The following is a 19,519-nucleotide window of genomic DNA, read 5'->3' as shown; positions in this document are numbered from 1 at the left end:
GCCACGAAAACTTATCCGTGGCGTTAACGTTTCACAGCGTCCTTAGGCTAGTCTAACTTGGCATTGATGACACGCCCACCTGCGCCGGGCGCAAAATGCGATCGTGCAGCATGAAGCCTTCTGCCGAGACCTGTATGATTTCGCCAGCCTTGGTGCCGGGCAGCGGCGCTTCGAACATCGCCTCATGGTGTTGCGGGTCGAATCGGTCGCCCACCTGCGGCGACACGATGCGTACGCCATGTTTGGCAAAGACGCTGATCAGCTCGCGCATTGTCAGCTCAATCCCCTCAATCAGCGCGGCATTCGCCTCGCGCTGGTCTTCGCTAATGGAATCTACGGCGCGCTTCATGTTGTCATAAACTGGCAGCAAATCGCGCGCCAGTTTAGAGCCACCGTAATTTTCGGCCTCGCGGCGGTCCTTGTCGGCACGCTTGCGCGCATTTTCGGCGTCAGCCAGCGCCCGCAGGAATTTGTCGTGAAACGCGTCGCGTTCGGCGCGGACGGTGTCCAGCTCGGCGTCCTCATCGGAAATCTCTGTCATTTCCTCGTGATACGCCTCGGCCTCGGCCTGTTCGATATCGTCAAGGAAATCTTCGTTTTCGCGCTCTGCCATTTTATAAGCCCTTCAACTTCTATCGGCGATCAGCTTGCCCACCAGCTGCGCCGTATAATCCACGATCGGAACGATGCGCCCGTAGTTCAGCCGAGTGGGTCCAATGACCCCCACGGCGCCGACGATCTTCCGGTCTGCGTTCATATAAGGAGAGACCACCAAAGAGGAACCCGAAAGTGAGAAAAGTTTGTTCTCAGAGCCAATAAAGATGCGAACCCCCTCGCCCTCATCCGTCAGTTCGAGGAAGTTAGCGATGTCTCGCTTACGCTCCAAGTCGTCAAAAAGGGTGCGGATACGCTCCAGATCGACCTCATCGGTACTCGCGTTCAGCAAATGCGACCGGCCCCGAACAATGAGGCGTTCTGGCCCCTCACCCTCGCCCGCCCAAACGGCGAGGCCACTTTCGATCATCGCGTGAGCCAACTGGTCGATCTCTTGTCGGCGCGCGTTGATCTGGCTGGCGATCACAGTCTGCACATCGCTAAGTGTGCGGCCCTCAACCAACGAATTTAGGAAGTTCGCCGCCTCCCGCATTGAGCTGGGTGTCTGCCCCGGCGGCGGGGTAAAGATGCGGTTTTCTACGTGCCCGTCGCCAAAGACCAGCACCACCAAGGCACGATCATGGCCCAGGCTGACGAATTCGATATGCTTGATGGGCGCCTCATGCTTTGGCGCCAAGACCAGCGATGCACCTTGGGTGACCCCAGACAATGTCTGACCAATGCGGTCCAAGACGCCAGCAACATCCGTGGAGTTTGACGACATCGTGCTGTCCATCAAAGCGCGGTCCGCGCTTTGCAGATCGCCAACCTCAAGCAGGCCATCGACGAACATGCGCAGGCCGCTTTGCGTGGGCACGCGGCCAGCGCTGATATGGGGGCTGTCGAGCAGACCCATATATTCTAGATCCTGCATGACGTTGCGCACGGTTGCGGCGCTGATCTTTTCGCTCATATCGCGCGTAAGGCTGCGTGATCCAACGGGTGCGCCGGTCAGCAAATATCCCTCCACTACGCGGCGAAAAACCTCGCGCGAGCGCTCGTTCATCTCCTCCAGCAGCTTCCGCGCGTCAGTCATGAATGGCTCCTCGCCTTGCTGGACTATCTAAGAGGCTGCGGTGCGTGCGGTCAATCGGGGTTGCCATCCCGGCCCGGCCACCTGTATTCCCGCGGGCAACCGACATAAAGGATTAGTCATGCGCCCCTCTGGTAGAGAGTTAAGCGAAATGCGCGCCGTTTCAATCGAAACGGGCGTCACGAAACATGCCGAAGGGTCGTGCATGATCCGCGTTGGCGACACGCACGTTCTGTGCACAGCCACCATCGAGGACCGGGTGCCACCCTTTATTAAGGGGTCGGGTCTGGGATGGGTCACGGCGGAATACGGGATGCTTCCCCGCTCGACCACGTCGCGCATGCGCCGCGAGGCGACAGCAGGCAAGCAGGGCGGTCGCACAGTAGAGATTCAGAGACTAATCGGGCGGTCTTTGCGCGCAGGCATTGACCGTGTGGCATTGGGCGAGCGCCAGATCACAGTTGATTGCGACGTCATTCAGGCCGATGGCGGCACACGTTGCGCGTCAATCACTGGTGGATGGGTCGCGCTAAAGCTGGCGGTAAACAAGCTGATGAAGACCGGCGAAGTCACATCCGATCCGCTGATCGATCCGGTCGGCGCCGTGTCTTGCGGCCTCTACGCCGGGCAAACTGTCCTTGATCTGGATTATCCCGAGGATAGCGAAGCTGGCGTCGACGGAAATTTCATCATGACCCAGTCGGGCAAGCTGATTGAAGTCCAGATGTCGGCTGAGGGCGCGACGTTCAACCGCGAGCAGATGAATCAGCTTATGGATCTGGCTGAAAAGGGCGTCGGCGAATTGGCCGCGCTGCAACTGGCCGCTGTCAATGCGTAAGCTGACCGGCGATACCCTGCTGGTTGCCACGCATAACGCGGGCAAACTGGCCGAGATCGCTGATCTTTTGCGTCCCTATGGCATCACTGTGGTCGGCGCCGCCGATCGCGGTTTGCCTGAACCGGAAGAAACTGAAACCACCTTTGCTGGAAACGCCCGGATCAAGGCGCACGCCGCCGCGCAGGCCACTGGCCTACCGGCGCTATCCGACGATTCGGGTATTGAGATCGATGCGCTGAATGGCGCGCCTGGTGTCTATACCGCTGACTGGGCAGAGACACCGACTGGCCGCAACTTTGCCATGGCAATGACTAAGGCGCATGACAAGCTGGTTTTATCGAATACGCCGCAACCGTGGACAGCACGATTTTGCTGCACATTGGCCCTCGCATGGCCTGATGGTCACGACGAGATTTTTCCCGGTACGGCGGAGGGCAAGATCATTTGGCCGATGCGCGGGGATAACGGGCACGGATACGATCCAATATTCCAACCAAAAGGGTACGATGTTAGCTTTGCCCAGATGGACCCGGCTGAAAAGAACCGCATCAGCCATAGGGCAGATGCGTTTGCCAAGTTTGTGAAGGGCTGCCTTGACTGAGGATTGGCGCCTTGGCGGCTTTGGCCTGTATCTGCATTGGCCGTTCTGCGCCGCCAAATGCCCGTATTGTGACTTTAACAGCCACGTTAGTAACGATGTCGACCACGCAGCTTGGCGTGATGCCTTTCTGCGCGAGATTGATCGTTACGCAGAATTAACCCAAGGACGCGTGCTGAACTCTGTTTTCTTCGGCGGCGGTACGCCCAGCTTGATGCCGCCCGAGACAGTCCACGCCATTCTCGACCGGGTCCGGCAACACTGGACACTTGCCAACGACTTGGAGATCACGCTTGAAGCCAACCCCGGTTCGGTCGAGGCGGGCAGATTCGCGGGCTATGCCTCCGCTGGCGTGGACCGTATTTCTATGGGGATCCAAGCGCTTAACGATACAGACTTGCGGCGTCTTGGCCGTATTCACACAGCATCCGAGGCACGCGCCGCCTTTGACGTAGCGCGCGCTCAGTTTGACCGCGTCAGCTTTGATCTCATCTATGCGCGGCAGGACCAGACACTGGCCGATTGGCGCAGCGAACTGTCTCAAGCGCTGGCCATGGCCGTCGACCACCTATCACTTTATCAGCTGACGATTGAGCCGGGCACGGCGTTCGGTGCCCGCTTTGACGCCGGCGGGCTTAAAGGATTGCCCACCGACGATCTGGCCGTGGATATGTTCGAGGCGACGCAAGAGTTGTGTGAGGCTGCCGGAATGCCAGCATATGAGGTGTCAAACCACGCTGCAAAGGGCGGGGAATCAAGGCACAACATGATCTATTGGCGTCATGGGGATTATATCGGAATTGGCCCTGGCGCGCATGGGAGGCTGACCCTCGATGACACGCGATGGGCAACCGAGGCGTATGCTCATCCCGCAGCGTGGCTACCTCGTAGCGACAACGGCCTGACGGAAAAGCCCCGCTTCGCAATCGCCCCCAAAGACCAGGCCGGCGAGTATTTGATGATGGGGCTGCGCATCGAGGGCGGGATCGACTTGAAGCGCTATCGTGATCTTGCAGGGGCGGAGTTGAACGCCACAAAGATCGAGGACCTTGCTGCGTTAGGGATGATCCGTACCGATGGCGTAACAATTGCGGCGACGCCAAAAGGGCGCATGGTGTTAAACGCGGTGATTACCGAGCTTTTGCCAGACTAAACAGTGCTAACCCGTCGTCAAAATTCTGCAAAGCTCATCAAGCTCATCAAGCGTCTTGTAAGTAATTGTAATAACGCCACTTTCTTCACCATCTTGATGATCAACCGAGACCTTCATCCCTAGGTTAGCTGACAAATCACCTTCCAACGCGCGAGTATCAGCCGTCTTTTCGGAGACTTTCCGGGCCGGTTTGCGACTGGTGCTATCATTATCTGAGGGGACCGCGGCTGCCTTTCGAACCAATTTCTCGGTATCTCGTACCGATAGATCGCCAGCGATTACCTTCTTGGCGAGTGCGATGGGGTCCTTCGCCGTGATTAGGCTGCGCGCGTGCCCCGCTGACAGCTTGCCTTCGGTTACGAACGTCTGAACAGCCTCAGGTAATTGCATCAGCCGCATCGTGTTCGCGATATGGCTCCGGCTCTTGCCCAGTGCTTCTGCTAGCTTTTCTTGAGTGTGACCGAATTTGTTCATCAACTGGACGTATCCAGCCGCTTCTTCGACGGGGTTTAGGTCAGCGCGCTGGATATTCTCGATAATCGCGATTTCCAAGACTTCGGTATCGTCAAAATCGCGAATGACTACTGGAATGCGATGTAGGCCCGCCTTCTGTGCGGCGCGCCACCGCCGTTCACCGGCGACAATCTCGTAACCGTCGCCCTTTCTTCGGACGATTAAGGGCTGAATGATCCCTTTTTCTTTGATCGACGCCGCCAAGTCATCCAGCAAATCAGCGTCGAACCGACGGCGCGGCTGATCAGGGTTTGCGACCACCTGTTCGACCGGGACCATCATATCTGGGGCACGCGGAGCAGACGCGCTCAGGTCCGACCGATCATTCACGTCTGCCATCAATGCGGATAGGCCACGGCCCAATCCCCGTTGTTTTTGTCCCTTGTCAGCCAATTGTTCTGCCCCTTGTCTAAGCCGCCACCGGCGTCCTGTTTTTGACCAATTCCTTTGCCAGCGCGCGATAAGCGTTCGCGCCGCGTGACTGCGAGTCATATTCCAGCACGGACATCGCATATGACGGTGCTTCGCTTAACCTAACGTTTCTGGGTATCATCGTCTTAAAAACCAAATCGCCAAGGTTTTCCCGAGCGTCCCGCTCAACCTGGCCTGATAGATTATTTCGCGCATCGAACATCGTCAGGACCACACCCTCGATCCGCAGATTTGGATTGGCCGATTGACGTACCTCCCTGATCGTCAACATGAGCTGTGACAACCCCTCAAGCGCAAAAAATTCGCTCTGTAGCGGTACCAAGACCGAATGAGAGGCCACCATCGCATTTACGGTCAACAAGTTAAGTGATGGCGGGCAATCGATGAGCACATAATCGAGATCGTAGCGATCCATTGCTGTCTGGCGCAATGCATCATGCAGAAGGAAGCTGCGCTTTTCGTTCGAAATCAGCTCGATATCAGCAGAGCTAAGATCAACCGTTGCTGGGATTATCATCAGATTTTCTCTGTTGGTGGGCTGTACGACCTGCCCTAGGTCGATATCTTCGAGCAACAACTCGTACGTCGTAAACTCGCGATCATCCACCTCAATCCCAAGACCCGTCGACGCATTTCCCTGTGGGTCCAGATCGACGATCAGTACGCGCAAACCTTGTTCGGCCAAGGCCGCGCCAAGATTTATTGTCGTGGTCGTCTTACCGACTCCACCTTTCTGGTTTGCGACCGCTATAATTCGTGGCCCGTATGGGCGGGCTAAATCAGACACGGGACACTCCTTTAATGCTGAGAATCGCGGCGTCAGCTTTCAGTTCACTTTTAGTCGCAGTGCAATCAAACTTCCACTCAGTTCTTGCGGTGTTAAGCTCATTTTCCCACTGCGCGCCCTTTGGAAAAATTGCAGTTCCGTTCGCGGCCAGATGCTGTTCTGCATACGCCAACAAAGTAGGCAGATCCGCCAGTGCGCGGGCCGACAGAATATCCGCAGTCAACGGTGGGACTGCTTCAATTCGGTCATTAATTACGGTCGCAACCACCCCAACCTCCCGTAGTGCCGCGCGCAAGAAAGCGCATTTCCGTTCGTCACTCTCGACAAGAGTAATCCGCGGCGGCGCGTTTGTAGCGTGAGCAAGAATTGCCACGACGAGGCCAGGATATCCTCCGCCGGACCCCAAATCTGCCCAGTGATCAATCTGGCTAGGTGCTATTCTGTATACTTGGATCGAATCCAAAATATGCCGCTCCCACAGCATTTCCGCACTTTCACGGGATATAAGGTTGATCTTTTTTGTCCACTTAAGCGTTATGTTTTCCAACGCGCGCAGTCGGTCTAATGTTTCACGTGAAACATTATCCAGCATAGAACTCACACCGCCCGCACCCGATCACCCGATCGCAATCTAGTAAGAAGCAAAGTAAGGGCCGCTGGGGTCATTCCGTCAATCCGCGCAGCATGAGCCAAATTCGCCGGGCGAACTGCCTGCAACTTTACCTTCAGTTCGTTCGAAAGTCCGTCAAGGACTTGATAATCGAAGCTTTTGGGAATTACATGCGCCTCATCCCGACGCATCAGCGCTACGTCCCGCTCCTGCCGCGCGATGTAAGTTGAGTAGAGCGCATCTTTTTCTAACTGCGACCGGACCTCATCCTCAATCTCATCGAGCTTTGGATTGAGTCGGATCAAATGTTCAAATTTGGCTTCTGGAAGAGAAAGAACCTGATAGCCATTCCGTCTGCTCCCATCTTGATTGATCTTCAGCCCGAGCGCCAACAGTTGCTGAGGAGTATACGTATGTTCCGTGATTAGGTTGCGTGCAGAGTTGAGGTCTGCCATTTTGCGATCAAACACGATACGGCGCACGTCCGAAACGCAGCCCCACGATATCCCCTGACCAGTCAATCGTTGGTCGGCATTATCTGCGCGCAGCGACAGCCGGAACTCGGCTCGTGATGTGAACATTCGATAGGGTTCGCTAACGCCACGGGTTATAAGATCATCAATCATGACCCCGATGTAGCTGCTGGACCGACTAAAAAGCGCAGGCGCCTGCCCCGATGCAGCCAAACTCGCATTTAGACCAGCCACCAGCCCCTGCGCGGCTGCCTCTTCGTACCCTGTAGTTCCATTGATTTGGCCGGCAAGATATAGCCCGGGCACGTCCCGAACCATGAGGCTGGCATCTAAAACGCGCGGATCGATGTAGTCGTATTCGATAGCATACCCCGGCTGACGAATTTCTGCATTCTCAAGTCCATGGATCGATCGGACATACTTAACCTGCACATCCTCGGGCAGGGATGTTGAAATGCCGTTTGGATAGATCAAATGATCAGTCAGGCTTTCCGGTTCTAAGAAAATTTGATGCGACGTTTTGTCGGCGAACCGTACCACTTTATCTTCGATAGATGGGCAGTATCGCGGTCCGACTCCATCTATCTGCCCTCCATACATCGCGGATCGTTCAAGATTCGCACGAATAATTTCATGCGTATTCTCATTCGTGTGGGTAATGCCGCAGGAGATCTGACGAGCCTGGACGCCTTTCGACAGAAACGAAAACATCACTGGCTCAGAGTCACCCGGCTGCGATTCAAGGCAATCCCAGTTGATCGTCCGCGCGTCAAGCCGCGGCGGAGTGCCAGTTTTCAACCGTCCCATTCTGAGGTCAAAACTGTCGAGACGTTCGGCTAACTTCACCGAAGGCTTGTCGCCCAATCGCCCGCCAGGTCGCGAGACATCGCCGATGTGAATAACGCCCCGCAAGAAAGTGCCCGTCGTCAGAACGACTGCTTTGCTCGCTACCTCGGAGCCGTCGGCGAGAACCACACCGCAGACGCTGCCACTTCGCATCATAAAGTCAGCAGCTTCGCCCTCAATGATCGTAAGGTTCTCTTGCGCTTCCAGTTCAGCGAGCATCTTCATCCGGTAAATGTGACGGTCGGCCTGAGCTCGAGGGCCCTGGACTGCAGGACCTTTTCGGCGATTCAAAAGGCGAAATTGGATACCCGCCGCGTCTGCAACGCGCCCCATAACACCATCAAGCGCATCAATTTCGCGCACCAGGTGGCCTTTGCCTAGACCGCCGATTGCCGGATTGCATGACATGACGCCAATACTGTTGCGAGACAGAGTGATCAGCGCTGTTCTTGTACCAGTACGTGCGGATGCATGCGCAGCATCCGCGCCTGCATGCCCGCCACCGATGACCAAAACATCAAAATCGCAATGTTTCACGTGAAACACTCCTTACTTACCTAGGCAAAAACTAGCAAAGATTTCGTCTAGCACGCTTTCTACATCAACACACCCTACCAGAGAATCGAGGCCCCGAACAGCGCTTCGCAACTCCTCCGCTGCCAAATCGGCGGAATCCTCCCCATCGCGCATGAGCTCTAACGCCGCCTCTAATGAAGCCGCGCCGCGCGTCATTGCCTCCCGATGACGCGCACGTGTAGCGATGCCCGCGTTCGAAGCGCGAGTCGACAGTACCTTTGCAATCCATCCGATCAGATCATCAACGCCTGCACCGGTTTTCCCCGAAATGCCGGGATACTCGCCTGTTTGAACGTCACATTTCGCTACAAGGACGATATCGTCCTTCTCTGGCTCAAACGGCAGAGGGCAGTTAGGCGAAACAAGAAAAACTCTCAAATCGGCGGCGGTAGCGCGCTTTCGGGCCAGGTCGACTCCCAACGCCTCAATTCGATCATCTGTATCCCGCAACCCGGCGGTGTCCAGCAACGTTACGGGCAGGCCAACGATATCCATCCGTACCTCGATAACATCACGCGTTGTGCCCGCAATATCAGAGGTAATAGCTGCATCGCGACCGGCCAGTCTATTTAGCAACGTCGATTTGCCTACGTTCGGCGAACCGATGATCGCGACTTCAAAGCCTGCACGTATACGCTCGGCAGCGTGCGTTCCTGAAATCTCATGCTTAAGATCGGCAATCACACTGGATATCAAGCTGCTAACTTCTGGCGACACGTCGACCGGGACTTCTTCATCTGCAAAGTCGATCGTCGCTTCCATCAGCGCTGCGGACCGTATCAGCTTCCGGCGCCATTCGTCGGCGCGACTTCCCAATTCGCCAGAAAACACCCTCAGAGCTTGCTTGCGTTGAGCCTCAGTTTCAGCGTCGATCAAGTCCGCCAAACCCTCAACCTGCGCTAGATCAAGACAGCCGTTGTCTAGTGCGCGCCGCGTGAACTCACCTGGGTCGGCCGGCCTAAGGCCTTTGATACTGGACAGCGTCTCAAGCATTGCCGAAACCACTGCGGTACTACCATGCACCTGAAATTCAACAGATTCTTCGCCAGTGAAGCTTGCGCCCTCGGCGAATGTCAGAACCAGCGCCTGATCAAGAACATCGCCTTCTGAATTCCGCAAGGTACGTACTGACGCCAGGCGCGCCGATGGCACATCCCCGCAGATGACCTCACACGCAAACCACGCATCAGCTCCGGACACGCGGATAATCGAAACCCCGGCCCTGCCCTGTGCTGAGGACATTGCGTAGATCGTATCCATGCCCGCCTCCGTTGTCCGATGGGGCATTGTATGCCAATCGGGATCGCCAGTTAGTTGTCAGGTATTCATCGAGTCAAAGAATTCGGCGTTTGTCTTGGTTTGCTTGAGTTTGGAAATCAGGAACTCCACGGCATCGGTTGTACCCATTGGGTTAAGGATGCGGCGAAGTACAAACGTCTTTTGCAAGTCCAGCTTGTCGACCAGCAGCTCTTCTTTGCGTGTGCCTGATTTCAGAATATCGATCGCGGGGAATACGCGCTTGTCAGCGATCTTGCGATCCAGGACCAACTCAGAGTTACCAGTACCTTTGAATTCTTCAAAGATGACCTCGTCCATCCGGCTGCCTGTATCAATCAGCGCTGTCGAAATGATTGTGAGCGAGCCACCTTCTTCGATATTGCGCGCTGCGCCAAAGAATCGTTTAGGTCGTTGAAGTGCATTCGCATCCACACCACCGGTCAAAACCTTGCCCGACGATGGAACGACAGTATTGTATGCCCTACCAAGTCTTGTGATCGAATCCAGAAGGATCACCACATCTCGCTTATGCTCGACCAGGCGCTTGGCCTTTTCGATCACCATTTCACTAACCGCCACGTGCCGCGTCGCAGGCTCGTCGAAGGTCGAGCTAACGACCTCACCTTTGACGGACCGCTGCATGTCAGTGACCTCCTCAGGCCGCTCGTCGATTAGCAGAACGATCAAATAGCATTCCGGATGGTTGCGCTCGATGCTAGCCGCGATGTTTTGCATGATCATCGTCTTACCCGTACGCGGGGGCGCGACGATCAGCGAGCGCTGGCCTTTGCCGATGGGCGCGACCAGATCAATGATACGCGCCGATTTGTCCTTGATCGTCGGATCATCGATTTCCAGCGTCAGGCGCTCGTCCGGATAGAGCGGCGTTAGGTTATCGAACGCGATCTTATGACGGGCTTTCTCAGGATCTTCGTAGTTGATCTGGGTCACGCTGGTCAGGGCAAAATAACGCTCAGTGTCGTCGGGCTGCTTCATTTCTCCGTCGATGGTATCGCCTGTGCGCAGCGAAAACTGCCTGATCATGTCGGGCGAGACATAGATATCGTCGGGGCCAGACAGATAATTTGCCCCAGTTGAGCGCAGAAAGCCGAAACCATCCTGCATAACTTCAAGCACCCCATCACCAAATACAGTCCAACCTTCTTCCGCTCGCTCTTTCAGGATCGAGAACATCATCTCACCCTTGCGCATGGTCGAGGCGTTCTCGATCTCCAACTCTTCTGCCATGGACAAAAGATCCTTGGCGGTGTGCGCCTTGAGATCGGACAGGTTCAGACGGTCTTCGGACATTGGAAACCTCAAGCGCGCAGGATCGGCGCGGAATAGATAGAATTGAATATGAAAATGCGCATCCCGGACGGGCGGCTCACCGCTAATTACAAGCGACGCGCGCCCGAGTCAATCACCGGTTAAAATCGCAGGACGACAGAAAAGACGATCACGATTAGCAAAATGGTCGGCACCTCGTTCATGAGGCGAAAACCGCGCCCACTGACCTTGCATGTGCCGTTATTCAGCTCCTTACGGCGCGCGCCCAGCCAATGATGAAACCACGTCATTCCTAAAACGCCTGTCGCCTTGGTCCATGGCCAAACGGACCCCCAGTCCACAATCCCAGGTGTGAACACTAGCATTAGGCCAAACACCCATGTTGCGATCATTGCCGGGTTCATGATCGCCCGCAGCAACCTACGCTCCATCACCTGAAATATCTCGTCGCGGCTATCGCCGGGCGTCGCCGCCTCAATGTGATAGACAAAGAGGCGTGGCAAATAGAACAAGCCCGCCATCCAAGAGATGACGGACACGATGTGCAGCGCCTTCGTCCATAGATATATCTCTGCAAGAAATTGAATCATGAACGTGTCCTGTCTGCGCCTGTCTTCCTAATAATAATATAGAAATATAGGAAAGGATGATGATGAAGTAGGGATTGCCAATGCTGTGGATTATTAGGTCATCCACAGATCTGGCAACAGCCTGAAGAGATGTGGATACCTTTGTGCGTATGTCAGTCAGTCTGCTATATATCAGCATAATGCCCGTAGAATCCATCCGGCTCTTGCTGCTCGGCCTTGGGATAACCCTCGACCCCAACCGATTCCTCCCGCGCAAAATTTTATACAATCCACCATGGGATTTTTGCCGTGGCGCCAGCGTGAAAACCGTGGGCTATCCGCCTGGCATTGGCAATGGCGTGCGAATGGGGATAACTCGGGCGGATCTACCACCACTTGCCAACGGGTTTTCCACATGACTGTCCGCATCATTCTGGCGTCCCAATCTGCCATTCGCCGCACGTTGCTGGAGAACGCGGGTATTGCTGTTGATGTCCATCCTGCGCGCATTGATGAGGATGCCGTGAAGTCTGCCCTGTTGGCGGAGGGCGCACCACCTCGCGATATCGCGGATGCGCTGGCAGAAATGAAAGCCCGCAAAGTTGGTGAGCGGCATCCCGGCGCACTGGTTATCGGCTGCGACCAAGTTCTGGATCTGGAGGGCGCGATCCTATCCAAGGCCGAGAAGCAAAGCGAGGCGCGCGAAAACCTCATTGCAATGCGTGGCCGGACGCACAAGCTGATTTCAGCTGCGGTGATTTCTGACGGAGCCTCACCGGTCTGGCGCCATGTGGGTGTTGTGCAGATGCAGATGCGTGATGTATCGGATGCATATCTGGATGATTACATCGCGCGCAACTGGGATAGTATCCAGCATTCGGTTGGCGCGTATAAACTGGAGGAAGAGGGCGTGCGGCTGTTTCAGCGCATCATCGGCGATCATTTCCATGTCATGGGCCTACCCCTACTGGAAATTATTACTTTCCTCGCCGCCAGAGGAGAGTTGAAGTCATGAGCGCACATACAATCCCGCTGGCCGGCGTTATCGGCTCGCCTATCGCCCATTCTCGCTCGCCGCAGATCCACAGGCATTGGCTGAAAACGCGCGGCCTTGCCGGGCACTACATTCCAATGAATGTCGCTGCCGAGGATCTGGAGACTGTGCTGCGCACGCTGCCCAAGGCAGGCTTTGTCGGGGTGAACGTGACGATCCCGCACAAGGAAAAAGTGCTCGATATCGCCGATCTGGTCACTGATCGCGCCACGCTGATTGGGGCTGCGAACACGCTCATCTTTCGCAAAGATGGCAAGATTCACGCCGACAACACCGATGGATATGGCTTTATCAAAAACCTGCAAAGCGCGCCTTGCGCGTGGAATGCCAAGGCAGGGCCCGCCGCTGTGCTGGGCGCGGGCGGTGCATCGCGCGCGGTTATCGCGGCGCTGCTGGATGCTGGCGTTCCGGAATTGCTGCTCTCGAACCGTACGCGCGTTCGCGCTGATGCGCTGGCGCAGGAATTTGGCAAGCGGGTGCGGGTGTTCGATTGGGTTCAGGCAGGAAATATGATGGATTATGCGGCAACGGTCGTGAACACCACGTCGCTGGGCATGATAGGACAGCAGCCATTGCGCGTGCCGCTGGATGGCTTGCAAAAGGGCGCGGTCGTGACAGATCTGGTCTATGCGCCTTTGCGCACCAAGCTGCTGGAGGTCGCCGAGCAGATGGGGTGCCATACCGTTGACGGCCTTGGCATGCTTTTGCATCAGGCTGTTCCAGGGTTCGAGCGGTGGTTTGGCGAGCGGCCAGAGGTCGACAGCGCGACCCGCGCCGCCGCGCTTAGATGAGCTACCTTTTGGGTCTGACTGGCTCCATTGGCATGGGAAAGTCGACAACGGCCGCGATGTTCGCAGATCTGGGGTGCGCCGTCTGGGATGCAGATGCCGCCGTACATCGTCTTTATGCTCCGGGAGGTGCGGCTGTCGCGGCGATGTCTGCGGAATTTCCCGCCGCAATCGAAGACGGCAGCGTGTCACGCGATGCATTAAAGAAGATTATCGCCGATGACAAAACCGCGTTGGCGCGAATTGAAGCTATCGTGCATCCGCTTGTCGCCGCAGACAGACAAGCGTTTTTGGCCGGAATAGAGACTGATATCGCCGTGCTAGACATTCCGCTTCTTTTTGAAAACGGCTATGACGCCGAAATGGACGCAACCGTTTGCGTGACCGCGCCCGCGCACATGCAACGCGCCCGCGTCCTAGAGAGAGACACGATGAGCGAGGCGCAATTTAATGCGATCCTCGCAAAACAGATGCCTGACGCAGAGAAACGTGCCCGCGCCACATGGGTCATCACTACCGATACCCTTGAACACGCCCGCGCGCAGGTGCAGGCTGTTGTTGACGCTATCAGACAGGACATGCCCCATGCGTGAGATCGTGCTAGACACCGAAACCACTGGTTTCGAGCCTGATCAAGGCGACCGTATCGTCGAGATCGGCGGTGTCGAACTTCTTAATCACATGCCGACGGGTCGCACCTATCACCAATACATCGACCCCAAACGCGCCATGCCCGAAGACGCGTTCAAGGTGCACGGCTTGGGTGATGATTTTCTACGTGGCAAGCCGATCTTTGCCGAGATTGCAGAAGCATTTCTGGAATTCGTGGGCGACGCCAAGCTGGTGATTCATAACGCTGCATTCGATATGAAGTTTCTAAACGCGGAGCTGCGCTGGCTGAACAAGCCGCAATTACCGTGGGAGCAGGCTATTGATACCTTGGCCATAGCGCGCAAGAAATTTCCCGGCTCGCCTGCTTCGTTAGACGCGCTGTGCCGCCGGTTCAATATCGACAATGGCGCGCGTACGCTGCACGGCGCGCTGCTGGATTCCGAGATTCTAGCAGAGGTCTATCTGGAACTGATTGGCGGGCGCCAGCCCGGATTGATACTTGGTCAAAGTCAGAGCCAAATGGGCCGATCAGAGACACAAGAAGCATGGCGCCCGGCCCCGCGCCCTGTACCGTTGCCCGCGCGGCTTACCCCTGATGAGGCCGCCGCGCATGACGCTTTTGTTGGGACGCTGGGCGATGCGCCAGTGTGGCGCCGAACGTCCTAGCCAAAGTTTAGGCAGTGCCGCTGGGCTGCTGCTCCTGCTCGGCTTGGCGGCGCGCGATCTCATTGCGGTAAATCGACACGAAATCAATGTTCTCCATGTTCAGCGGCGGGAAACCACCATCGCGCGTGACGTCTGATACGATTCGGCGAAAGAATGGGAACATCAGGCGCGGGCATTCGATCATCAGGAACGGATGCAGTTGATCTTCGGGCACGTTTTCGACGTGGAACACGCCAGCGTATTCCAGCTCCAGCAGGAACAGATCGTCCTCGGTCCCTTTGTTCTTGGAGTGGATGCGCAGCTTGGCGATCACTTCGTACTGATGGTCGGCGGCGCGCTTCTTGGCGTCCAGATTGACGTTGACGGTCACATCAGGCTGCACTTCGCCGCCTGCGCCGCGCTGGGCAAGGATGTTTTCGAACGACAGATCGCGTACGAATTGCGTCAGAACCTGCATCTTGATCTGGGGTTGCTCTGCGCTTGCTGCGCCATTTTCCTGTTCGGCCATCGTCATCTCCTGAGTATGAGTTTGCGCAGCGGTCTATCAGGTCGTCGGATGCGCCTCAATCCCTGGTCCATCCAGACGGCTTCCTCGGCTTATCGTCGGGTGACACCTCGGTAAAATCGCCCTCAATCGTATTCGGATCCTGGCTGCGGCGCGGGGCAGCGCCGGTGCTAAAGCTCTGAACTTTGACCCGCTTGCGCAAATAGGCGAATGCGGCCCGCCGAAAAGGCGGCGTCAGCAGCGCAAATCCCAGTGCGTCGGTGAAAAATCCGGGCGTGACAAGCAATACGCCCGCAATCAGGATCATCGCACCATGCGCCAAGGCCTCTGTCGGATCGCTTTGGCCCGAAAATGAGCCGCGTAGCTCACTCAGGGCCAGCGCACCTTGCGTTCTTACCAGCCACGTCCCCAAGATTGCGGTCAGGATTACAATGGCCAGCGTGGGCCACAACCCGATCAGCCCGCCGACCTGAATGAAAAGGCCGATCTCGATAATCGGGATGATCATGAATGCAATGAGTAGCCACATCTGGTCTTGTCCTTCGGGTTTGCCGTGCGCCAAGGTGGACTTGGCCAGCCTCGCCCCCTACATAAGGCTGCAGACCCGCAGATTTCAACGCTTTGCCCCGATGAGGTACTCATGAACTCGCCTATTTTGCAGCTTTTGGTTCTCGCCGGCATTGCTGTCTTCCTGATCCTCAGGCTGAGGAGTGTGCTGGGCACACGTGACGGTCACGAACCAGCACCCAGCTCAAAGACCGGACCGTCCCCCCGGCCCCATAAACTTGAGGTTATTGAGGGCGGGCCGGACCGCGACATTACCGACCACGTCCCAGAGGATGGCGAAACCGCCGCTGCACTGGCCGAGATGAAGCGTGCCGAGCCATCATTCGGCGTTGGCGATTTTCTGAGCGGTGCGCGCGGCGCGTATGAGATGATCCTGATGGCTTTCGAACGCGGGGATATGGAGGGGGTCAAGGATTTCTTGTCCGAGGACGTCTATGCCTCCTTTGCCGAGGTCGTGGCTGATCGCGAGAAACAAGGCTTGACCATTGAGGCCGAGTTTATCGGTATCCGTGATATGACCCTCGCCAATGCCAGCTTTGAGAACAGTGTGGCTGAAATAACGGTCAAGTTCGTAGGCGAGCTGGTATCTGTGGTGCGCGGCAAAGACGGCGAGATTGTCGAGGGCGAGCCGAGCAAGGCCAAGCGCCAAAAGGACGTCTGGACGTTCGAGCGGAGCATGGGCGCGGACGACCCCAATTGGCGGCTCGTCGCCACCGGCGAATGATCAGAGCTGCGCTGTCTGCCATAGCGCTCGCGGTGCCGTTTATCGGTCCCGCCGCACTGGCCGAGGCGCGCTATGACATCGTGGATTTTGCCGATCTTGAGGGCTGGGCTGCGGACGATCACGCCAGCGCGCTGCGTGTCTTTAACGAAACATGTCCTGATATGGACGATATCGATTGGCGCTCGCTCTGTGCGCTTGCGCAGCAAAACCCAAGCGCGCGCAATTTTTTCGAACTGTTTTTTCGCCCCGTCTTGATTAGCGAGGGGCGGCCCGCGCTGTTTACCGGCTATTTTGAGCCTGAATTGAATGGCGCATTACACTCTGGCGGGCGTTATCGCTATCCCCTCTATCGCGAACCGCCCGAGTCCCTCGCGAACGATCCGTGGATATCCCGCCGCGAGATTGAGACGGGCGAAACGATGAAGAACCGGGGGCTAGAGATAGCGTGGGTCGATGACCCGGTCGAACTGTTCTTTCTGCAAATCCAAGGGTCAGGGCGTGTGCGTTTGCCGGACGGCCGCACCATCCGCGTCGGATATGGGGGATCGAATGGTCATGATTATCGGTCTATCGGGGCGGAGTTAGTGCGACGCGGTGTCTACAACATCCATCAGGTTTCAGCGCAGGTTATTAAAAATTGGGTCCGGCGAAACCCCGTCGAGGGGGCGGAGTTGCTGCTGTTTAATCCCTCGTATGTCTTCTTTCGCCGGATTGATGATTTGGCACCCGAAAACGGCCCACGCGGGGCCATGAACAGGTCCATCACGGCCGGCAGGTCAGTGGCGGTCGATCCGGCGTTTGTCACTCTGGGCGCGCCTGTCTGGGTCGAAAAGGATGGCGAGGACCCAGTGCGGCGCCTGATGATCGCCCAAGATACCGGATCGGCGATCAAAGGCGCGCAGCGGGCGGACCTTTTCATGGGAACGGGTGATGAGGCGGGCCGCATTGCGGGCCGCATGCGCGATTCGGGCCGGATGCTGGTTCTTATGCCGATTCAGCGGGCGTATGCGCTGGCGCCGGACGCGATCTGATGAGCCGCAGGCGCCTGAGACCCGACGAGCTTGACCTGTGGCGACAGGTTGCCCGCACAGCCGAGCCGCTACACCCTGCGCAGGCCCGCCCCAAGGCCACGCTTCCTGTGGGCGCCCGGCCGGAACCCCCCGAGCGCGTCGGCCCTGCGCCAATCCAGCATTTCACCGTGGGACAAACGTCGGCGCGCGGTGGCCCGTCGCATGACGTGCTGCCTGGCCTCACCGATAGGATGCAGGCGCAGCCTGTCACGATGGATCGCAAGGCCTATGACAAGCTAAAGCGCGGCAAGTTGGCGCCAGAGGCGCGCATCGACCTGCACGGAATGACGGTTGACCGCGCTCATGGGGCGCTATCGGGCTTCATCATGCGCACCCATAGCGACGGCAAGCGGCTGGTGCTGGTCATAACGGGCAAGGGGCGGCGCAGCGACGCAGGCGGCCCGATCCCGGTGCGGCAGGGTGTGCTACGCCATAACGTGCCGCATTGGTTAAGCCTTCCGCCGCTCGCGGGCCTCGTGATGCAGGTCACGAACGCGCATAACCGCCATGGCGGTGGCGGTGCCTACTACGTTTATCTAAGGCGCCCCAGGTAGCAGACCCTTGGCGCGGTTGACGCCTATCGCCATGGACACTGTTGAGATCACAAAGAAGACTGCGATCCACAAAAACTGCACCTCGATTCGCACGCCTAAATCGATCGCCAGCCCTGAAATACCGGGTCCGATGGCTGATCCCAGTACCATGACCGCCGCTGCCATTGCCTTGATAGAGCCGATATGGCGCGTACCATAGAATTCGGCCCAGAAGGCTGCGGGCAGCGTATTGTTCATCCCGGTGTTCATCCCAAGAAACAGAAAGCCGACCAGCATCCCCCATGTGCCGTTCGCATAGGCAAAGAGGACGAAGGCCGCCACCATCGGTAATTGCATCCACGGTATCAGGCGCGCTGTCCCAACCTTGTCCAGCGCCCAACCGCTGAGCATCATCGCGGCGATGCTAACGGCGGTGTAGATCGGGAACATTGCCACCAACTCGACATGGGACAACGATTTAACCTCGGCGATGTGGACCTGATGAAAGAAGAAGGCGGTATTGAAAGCGGACGGCCCCAGCAGCGAGGGGATCATGAACCAGAAAAGCCAGTGCCGGAATGTCTGATTACGCGTCCAGTATCGCGCCTCCATCCCCATACTTTGGCCTGATTGCGCATGGCTTTGCGGAGTTCGCTCTTGGCGCAGCAAAAGCAGCAAGATAGGCGCGCCAATGAGTGCGATTGCGGCCGCGACCAGCCACAGCAGATGCCAGTCCATCACCAGCATGAGCGCGACAAAGAGGATAGGCAGCACCGCCTCGCCCAGCGAAAAGCCCAGTATAGAGACTGATAGCGCGCGGCCCCGCGCTGCGATGAACCAGCGGGCCATGGCGACGGTCGCTATATGGCTGCTCATCCCCTGCCCGGTGAACCGCAACGCAAAGATCACGGGTGGCAGCAGCCACCACACGGGATTTAATGCCATGGCAACACAGGCCAGCGCCAACATCACGAGGATGACCGCCCCAATAGCACGCACGCGAAAGATATCTGTAAGCCCGCCGGCCCAGACCATCACAATTGCCGACACGGTTGTGCCCAGCGAATAGATCCCGCCCCATTGCCCATGGCTAAGACCAAACCCCTCGCGGATTTCCCCGGCAAAGATCGAGATAAAGAAGGTCTGCCCAAAGCTGCTGAGAAACGTCAGCAAAACACCAGCGGCAAGCCAGCGTGCATTGTCGCGTATGAAGGTCAGCGTTTGCATCCGCTGTTGGTGGCGTGAAACGCGCAAAAAGAAAAGCAACAAACCGATGCGTGATACACCGGTGCGCTGGGACTCTACTCATTGCGGCAACGTGCAAAAGTCAGGCGGCGCGCGTGAAGAAGC

22 protein-coding genes are annotated in these 19,519 nt (G+C 57.0%); 10 read left to right on the top strand and 12 right to left on the bottom strand.

Annotation, left to right across the window (positions count from 1 at the left end; translation table 11 throughout):
- Positions 1-52: 52 nt before the first annotated feature.
- Together MK6180000_RS17040 and hrcA are read right to left on the bottom strand one after the other, a co-directional pair.
- On the bottom strand, positions 53-613 hold the full coding sequence (locus MK6180000_RS17040) for a nucleotide exchange factor GrpE (RefSeq protein WP_138935829.1): 561 nt from the start codon (positions 611-613) through the stop codon (positions 53-55).
- A gap of 12 nt (positions 614-625) precedes the next feature.
- The gene (gene hrcA / locus MK6180000_RS17035; RefSeq protein ID WP_138935828.1) at positions 626-1,690 is read right to left on the bottom strand and encodes a heat-inducible transcriptional repressor HrcA; all 1,065 of its coding nucleotides are present in this window, start codon (positions 1,688-1,690) and stop codon (positions 626-628) included.
- 118 nt (positions 1,691-1,808) lie between these two features.
- Here hrcA and rph point away from each other — a divergent pair, with 118 nt between their 5' ends.
- Genes rph through hemW form a run of 3 tightly spaced genes read left to right on the top strand, consistent with a single transcriptional unit; the run spans position 1,809 to position 4,276 of the window.
- Entirely contained in the window at positions 1,809-2,525 is a 717-nt protein-coding gene (gene rph / locus MK6180000_RS17030) for a ribonuclease PH (protein ID WP_138935827.1), read from the top strand.
- Complete coding sequence (gene rdgB, locus MK6180000_RS17025; protein ID WP_138935826.1) at positions 2,518-3,126, top strand: RdgB/HAM1 family non-canonical purine NTP pyrophosphatase; 609 nt, start codon at positions 2,518-2,520, stop codon at positions 3,124-3,126. Before rph ends, rdgB begins: the two co-directional genes overlap by 8 nt.
- Positions 3,119-4,276, top strand: coding sequence for a radical SAM family heme chaperone HemW (gene hemW / locus MK6180000_RS17020; RefSeq protein WP_138935825.1), 1,158 nt, complete (start codon positions 3,119-3,121; stop codon positions 4,274-4,276). Before rdgB ends, hemW begins: the two co-directional genes overlap by 8 nt.
- A gap of 6 nt (positions 4,277-4,282) precedes the next feature.
- Here hemW and MK6180000_RS17015 read toward each other — a convergent pair whose 3' ends face one another.
- From MK6180000_RS17015 to hemJ, 7 genes are all read right to left on the bottom strand, one after another.
- Positions 4,283-5,128, bottom strand: coding sequence for a ParB/RepB/Spo0J family partition protein (locus tag MK6180000_RS17015; protein ID WP_246040621.1), 846 nt, complete (start codon positions 5,126-5,128; stop codon positions 4,283-4,285).
- A 70-nt stretch (positions 5,129-5,198) separates the two neighbouring features.
- Entirely contained in the window at positions 5,199-6,008 is an 810-nt protein-coding gene (locus MK6180000_RS17010; protein WP_138935823.1) for a ParA family protein, read from the bottom strand.
- Entirely contained in the window at positions 6,001-6,600 is a 600-nt protein-coding gene (gene rsmG, locus MK6180000_RS17005) for a 16S rRNA (guanine(527)-N(7))-methyltransferase RsmG (RefSeq protein WP_138935822.1), read from the bottom strand. The genes MK6180000_RS17010 and rsmG overlap by 8 nt, the downstream gene beginning before the upstream one ends.
- Before the next feature lie 5 nt (positions 6,601-6,605).
- Complete coding sequence (mnmG, locus tag MK6180000_RS17000) at positions 6,606-8,483, bottom strand: tRNA uridine-5-carboxymethylaminomethyl(34) synthesis enzyme MnmG (RefSeq protein ID WP_171054676.1); 1,878 nt, start codon at positions 8,481-8,483, stop codon at positions 6,606-6,608.
- A 3-nt stretch (positions 8,484-8,486) separates the two neighbouring features.
- Positions 8,487-9,773, bottom strand: coding sequence for a tRNA uridine-5-carboxymethylaminomethyl(34) synthesis GTPase MnmE (mnmE, locus tag MK6180000_RS16995; protein ID WP_138935820.1), 1,287 nt, complete (start codon positions 9,771-9,773; stop codon positions 8,487-8,489).
- Positions 9,774-9,830: 57 nt separating this feature from the next.
- Positions 9,831-11,102, bottom strand: coding sequence for a transcription termination factor Rho (gene rho, locus MK6180000_RS16990; protein ID WP_171054675.1), 1,272 nt, complete (start codon positions 11,100-11,102; stop codon positions 9,831-9,833).
- A gap of 119 nt (positions 11,103-11,221) precedes the next feature.
- On the bottom strand, positions 11,222-11,671 hold the full coding sequence (gene hemJ / locus MK6180000_RS16985) for a protoporphyrinogen oxidase HemJ (protein WP_138935819.1): 450 nt from the start codon (positions 11,669-11,671) through the stop codon (positions 11,222-11,224).
- Positions 11,672-12,065: 394 nt separating this feature from the next.
- On the opposite strand from hemJ, the gene MK6180000_RS16980 reads away from it, so the two are divergent.
- The 4 genes from MK6180000_RS16980 to dnaQ are packed head-to-tail and all read left to right on the top strand — an operon-like array spanning position 12,066 to position 14,770.
- Positions 12,066-12,665: a Maf family protein gene (locus MK6180000_RS16980; RefSeq protein ID WP_138935818.1), complete on the top strand. Its 600-nt coding sequence runs from the start codon at positions 12,066-12,068 to the stop codon at positions 12,663-12,665.
- The gene (locus MK6180000_RS16975; protein WP_138935817.1) at positions 12,662-13,495 is read left to right on the top strand and encodes a shikimate dehydrogenase; all 834 of its coding nucleotides are present in this window, start codon (positions 12,662-12,664) and stop codon (positions 13,493-13,495) included. The genes MK6180000_RS16980 and MK6180000_RS16975 overlap by 4 nt, the downstream gene beginning before the upstream one ends.
- Complete coding sequence (gene coaE / locus MK6180000_RS16970; protein WP_138935816.1) at positions 13,492-14,085, top strand: dephospho-CoA kinase; 594 nt, start codon at positions 13,492-13,494, stop codon at positions 14,083-14,085. Before MK6180000_RS16975 ends, coaE begins: the two co-directional genes overlap by 4 nt.
- A complete protein-coding gene (gene dnaQ / locus MK6180000_RS16965; RefSeq protein WP_138935815.1) occupies positions 14,078-14,770 on the top strand; it encodes a DNA polymerase III subunit epsilon in 693 nt (230 codons plus the stop codon). The genes coaE and dnaQ overlap by 8 nt, the downstream gene beginning before the upstream one ends.
- 7 nt (positions 14,771-14,777) lie before the next feature.
- Here dnaQ and secB read toward each other — a convergent pair whose 3' ends face one another.
- Positions 14,778-15,278, bottom strand: a complete 501-nt coding sequence (gene secB / locus MK6180000_RS16960) for a protein-export chaperone SecB (RefSeq protein WP_138935814.1) — start codon at positions 15,276-15,278, stop codon at positions 14,778-14,780.
- Positions 15,279-15,333: 55 nt separating this feature from the next.
- Complete coding sequence (locus MK6180000_RS16955; protein ID WP_138935813.1) at positions 15,334-15,804, bottom strand: FxsA family protein; 471 nt, start codon at positions 15,802-15,804, stop codon at positions 15,334-15,336.
- 111 nt (positions 15,805-15,915) lie between these two features.
- Between MK6180000_RS16955 and MK6180000_RS16950 the strand changes: the two genes are divergently transcribed.
- From MK6180000_RS16950 to MK6180000_RS16940, 3 genes are read left to right on the top strand one after another with little or no spacing between them, the layout of a single operon-like run.
- On the top strand, positions 15,916-16,566 hold the full coding sequence (locus MK6180000_RS16950) for a Tim44/TimA family putative adaptor protein (protein ID WP_138935812.1): 651 nt from the start codon (positions 15,916-15,918) through the stop codon (positions 16,564-16,566).
- Positions 16,563-17,597, top strand: a complete 1,035-nt coding sequence (mltA, locus tag MK6180000_RS16945) for a murein transglycosylase A (RefSeq protein WP_138935811.1) — start codon at positions 16,563-16,565, stop codon at positions 17,595-17,597. The genes MK6180000_RS16950 and mltA overlap by 4 nt, the downstream gene beginning before the upstream one ends.
- On the top strand, positions 17,597-18,190 hold the full coding sequence (locus MK6180000_RS16940) for a Smr/MutS family protein (RefSeq protein WP_138935810.1): 594 nt from the start codon (positions 17,597-17,599) through the stop codon (positions 18,188-18,190). Before mltA ends, MK6180000_RS16940 begins: the two co-directional genes overlap by 1 nt.
- Here MK6180000_RS16940 and MK6180000_RS16935 read toward each other — a convergent pair.
- Entirely contained in the window at positions 18,173-19,396 is a 1,224-nt protein-coding gene (locus MK6180000_RS16935) for an MFS transporter (RefSeq protein ID WP_138935809.1), read from the bottom strand. The genes MK6180000_RS16940 and MK6180000_RS16935 overlap by 18 nt on opposite strands.
- Between the last annotated feature and the right edge of the window lie 123 nt (positions 19,397-19,519).

It is taken from the genome of Roseovarius arcticus, from assembly GCF_006125015.1.
GTDB classification, from domain to species: Bacteria; Pseudomonadota; Alphaproteobacteria; order Rhodobacterales; family Rhodobacteraceae; genus Roseovarius; species Roseovarius arcticus.
The sequence above is the reverse complement of the archived record's forward strand: the minus strand, read 5'-3'. Positions and strand labels throughout refer to the sequence as shown.

Excerpts from the sequence above, each read along its gene's own strand:
- MK6180000_RS17040 (WP_138935829.1), bottom strand. The coding sequence starts at position 613 with ATGGCAGAGCGCGAAAACGAAGATTTCCTTGACGATATCGAACAGGCC.
- hrcA (WP_138935828.1), bottom strand. The coding sequence starts at position 1,690 with ATGACTGACGCGCGGAAGCTGCTGGAGGAGATGAACGAGCGCTCGCGC.
- rph (WP_138935827.1), top strand. The coding sequence starts at position 1,809 with ATGCGCCCCTCTGGTAGAGAGTTAAGCGAAATGCGCGCCGTTTCAATC.
- rdgB (WP_138935826.1), top strand. The coding sequence starts at position 2,518 with ATGCGTAAGCTGACCGGCGATACCCTGCTGGTTGCCACGCATAACGCG.
- MK6180000_RS17015 (WP_246040621.1), bottom strand. The coding sequence starts at position 5,128 with ATGGCAGACGTGAATGATCGGTCGGACCTGAGCGCGTCTGCTCCGCGT.
- rsmG (WP_138935822.1), bottom strand. The coding sequence starts at position 6,600 with ATGCTGGATAATGTTTCACGTGAAACATTAGACCGACTGCGCGCGTTG.
- mnmE (WP_138935820.1), bottom strand. The coding sequence starts at position 9,773 with ATGGATACGATCTACGCAATGTCCTCAGCACAGGGCAGGGCCGGGGTT.
- rho (WP_171054675.1), bottom strand. The coding sequence starts at position 11,102 with ATGTCCGAAGACCGTCTGAACCTGTCCGATCTCAAGGCGCACACCGCC.
- hemJ (WP_138935819.1), bottom strand. The coding sequence starts at position 11,671 with ATGATTCAATTTCTTGCAGAGATATATCTATGGACGAAGGCGCTGCAC.
- MK6180000_RS16980 (WP_138935818.1), top strand. The coding sequence starts at position 12,066 with ATGACTGTCCGCATCATTCTGGCGTCCCAATCTGCCATTCGCCGCACG.
- MK6180000_RS16975 (WP_138935817.1), top strand. The coding sequence starts at position 12,662 with ATGAGCGCACATACAATCCCGCTGGCCGGCGTTATCGGCTCGCCTATC.
- coaE (WP_138935816.1), top strand. The coding sequence starts at position 13,492 with ATGAGCTACCTTTTGGGTCTGACTGGCTCCATTGGCATGGGAAAGTCG.
- dnaQ (WP_138935815.1), top strand. The coding sequence starts at position 14,078 with ATGCGTGAGATCGTGCTAGACACCGAAACCACTGGTTTCGAGCCTGAT.
- secB (WP_138935814.1), bottom strand. The coding sequence starts at position 15,278 with ATGGCCGAACAGGAAAATGGCGCAGCAAGCGCAGAGCAACCCCAGATC.
- MK6180000_RS16955 (WP_138935813.1), bottom strand. The coding sequence starts at position 15,804 with ATGTGGCTACTCATTGCATTCATGATCATCCCGATTATCGAGATCGGC.
- MK6180000_RS16950 (WP_138935812.1), top strand. The coding sequence starts at position 15,916 with ATGAACTCGCCTATTTTGCAGCTTTTGGTTCTCGCCGGCATTGCTGTC.
- mltA (WP_138935811.1), top strand. The coding sequence starts at position 16,563 with ATGATCAGAGCTGCGCTGTCTGCCATAGCGCTCGCGGTGCCGTTTATC.
- MK6180000_RS16940 (WP_138935810.1), top strand. The coding sequence starts at position 17,597 with ATGAGCCGCAGGCGCCTGAGACCCGACGAGCTTGACCTGTGGCGACAG.
- MK6180000_RS16935 (WP_138935809.1), bottom strand. The coding sequence starts at position 19,396 with ATGCAAACGCTGACCTTCATACGCGACAATGCACGCTGGCTTGCCGCT.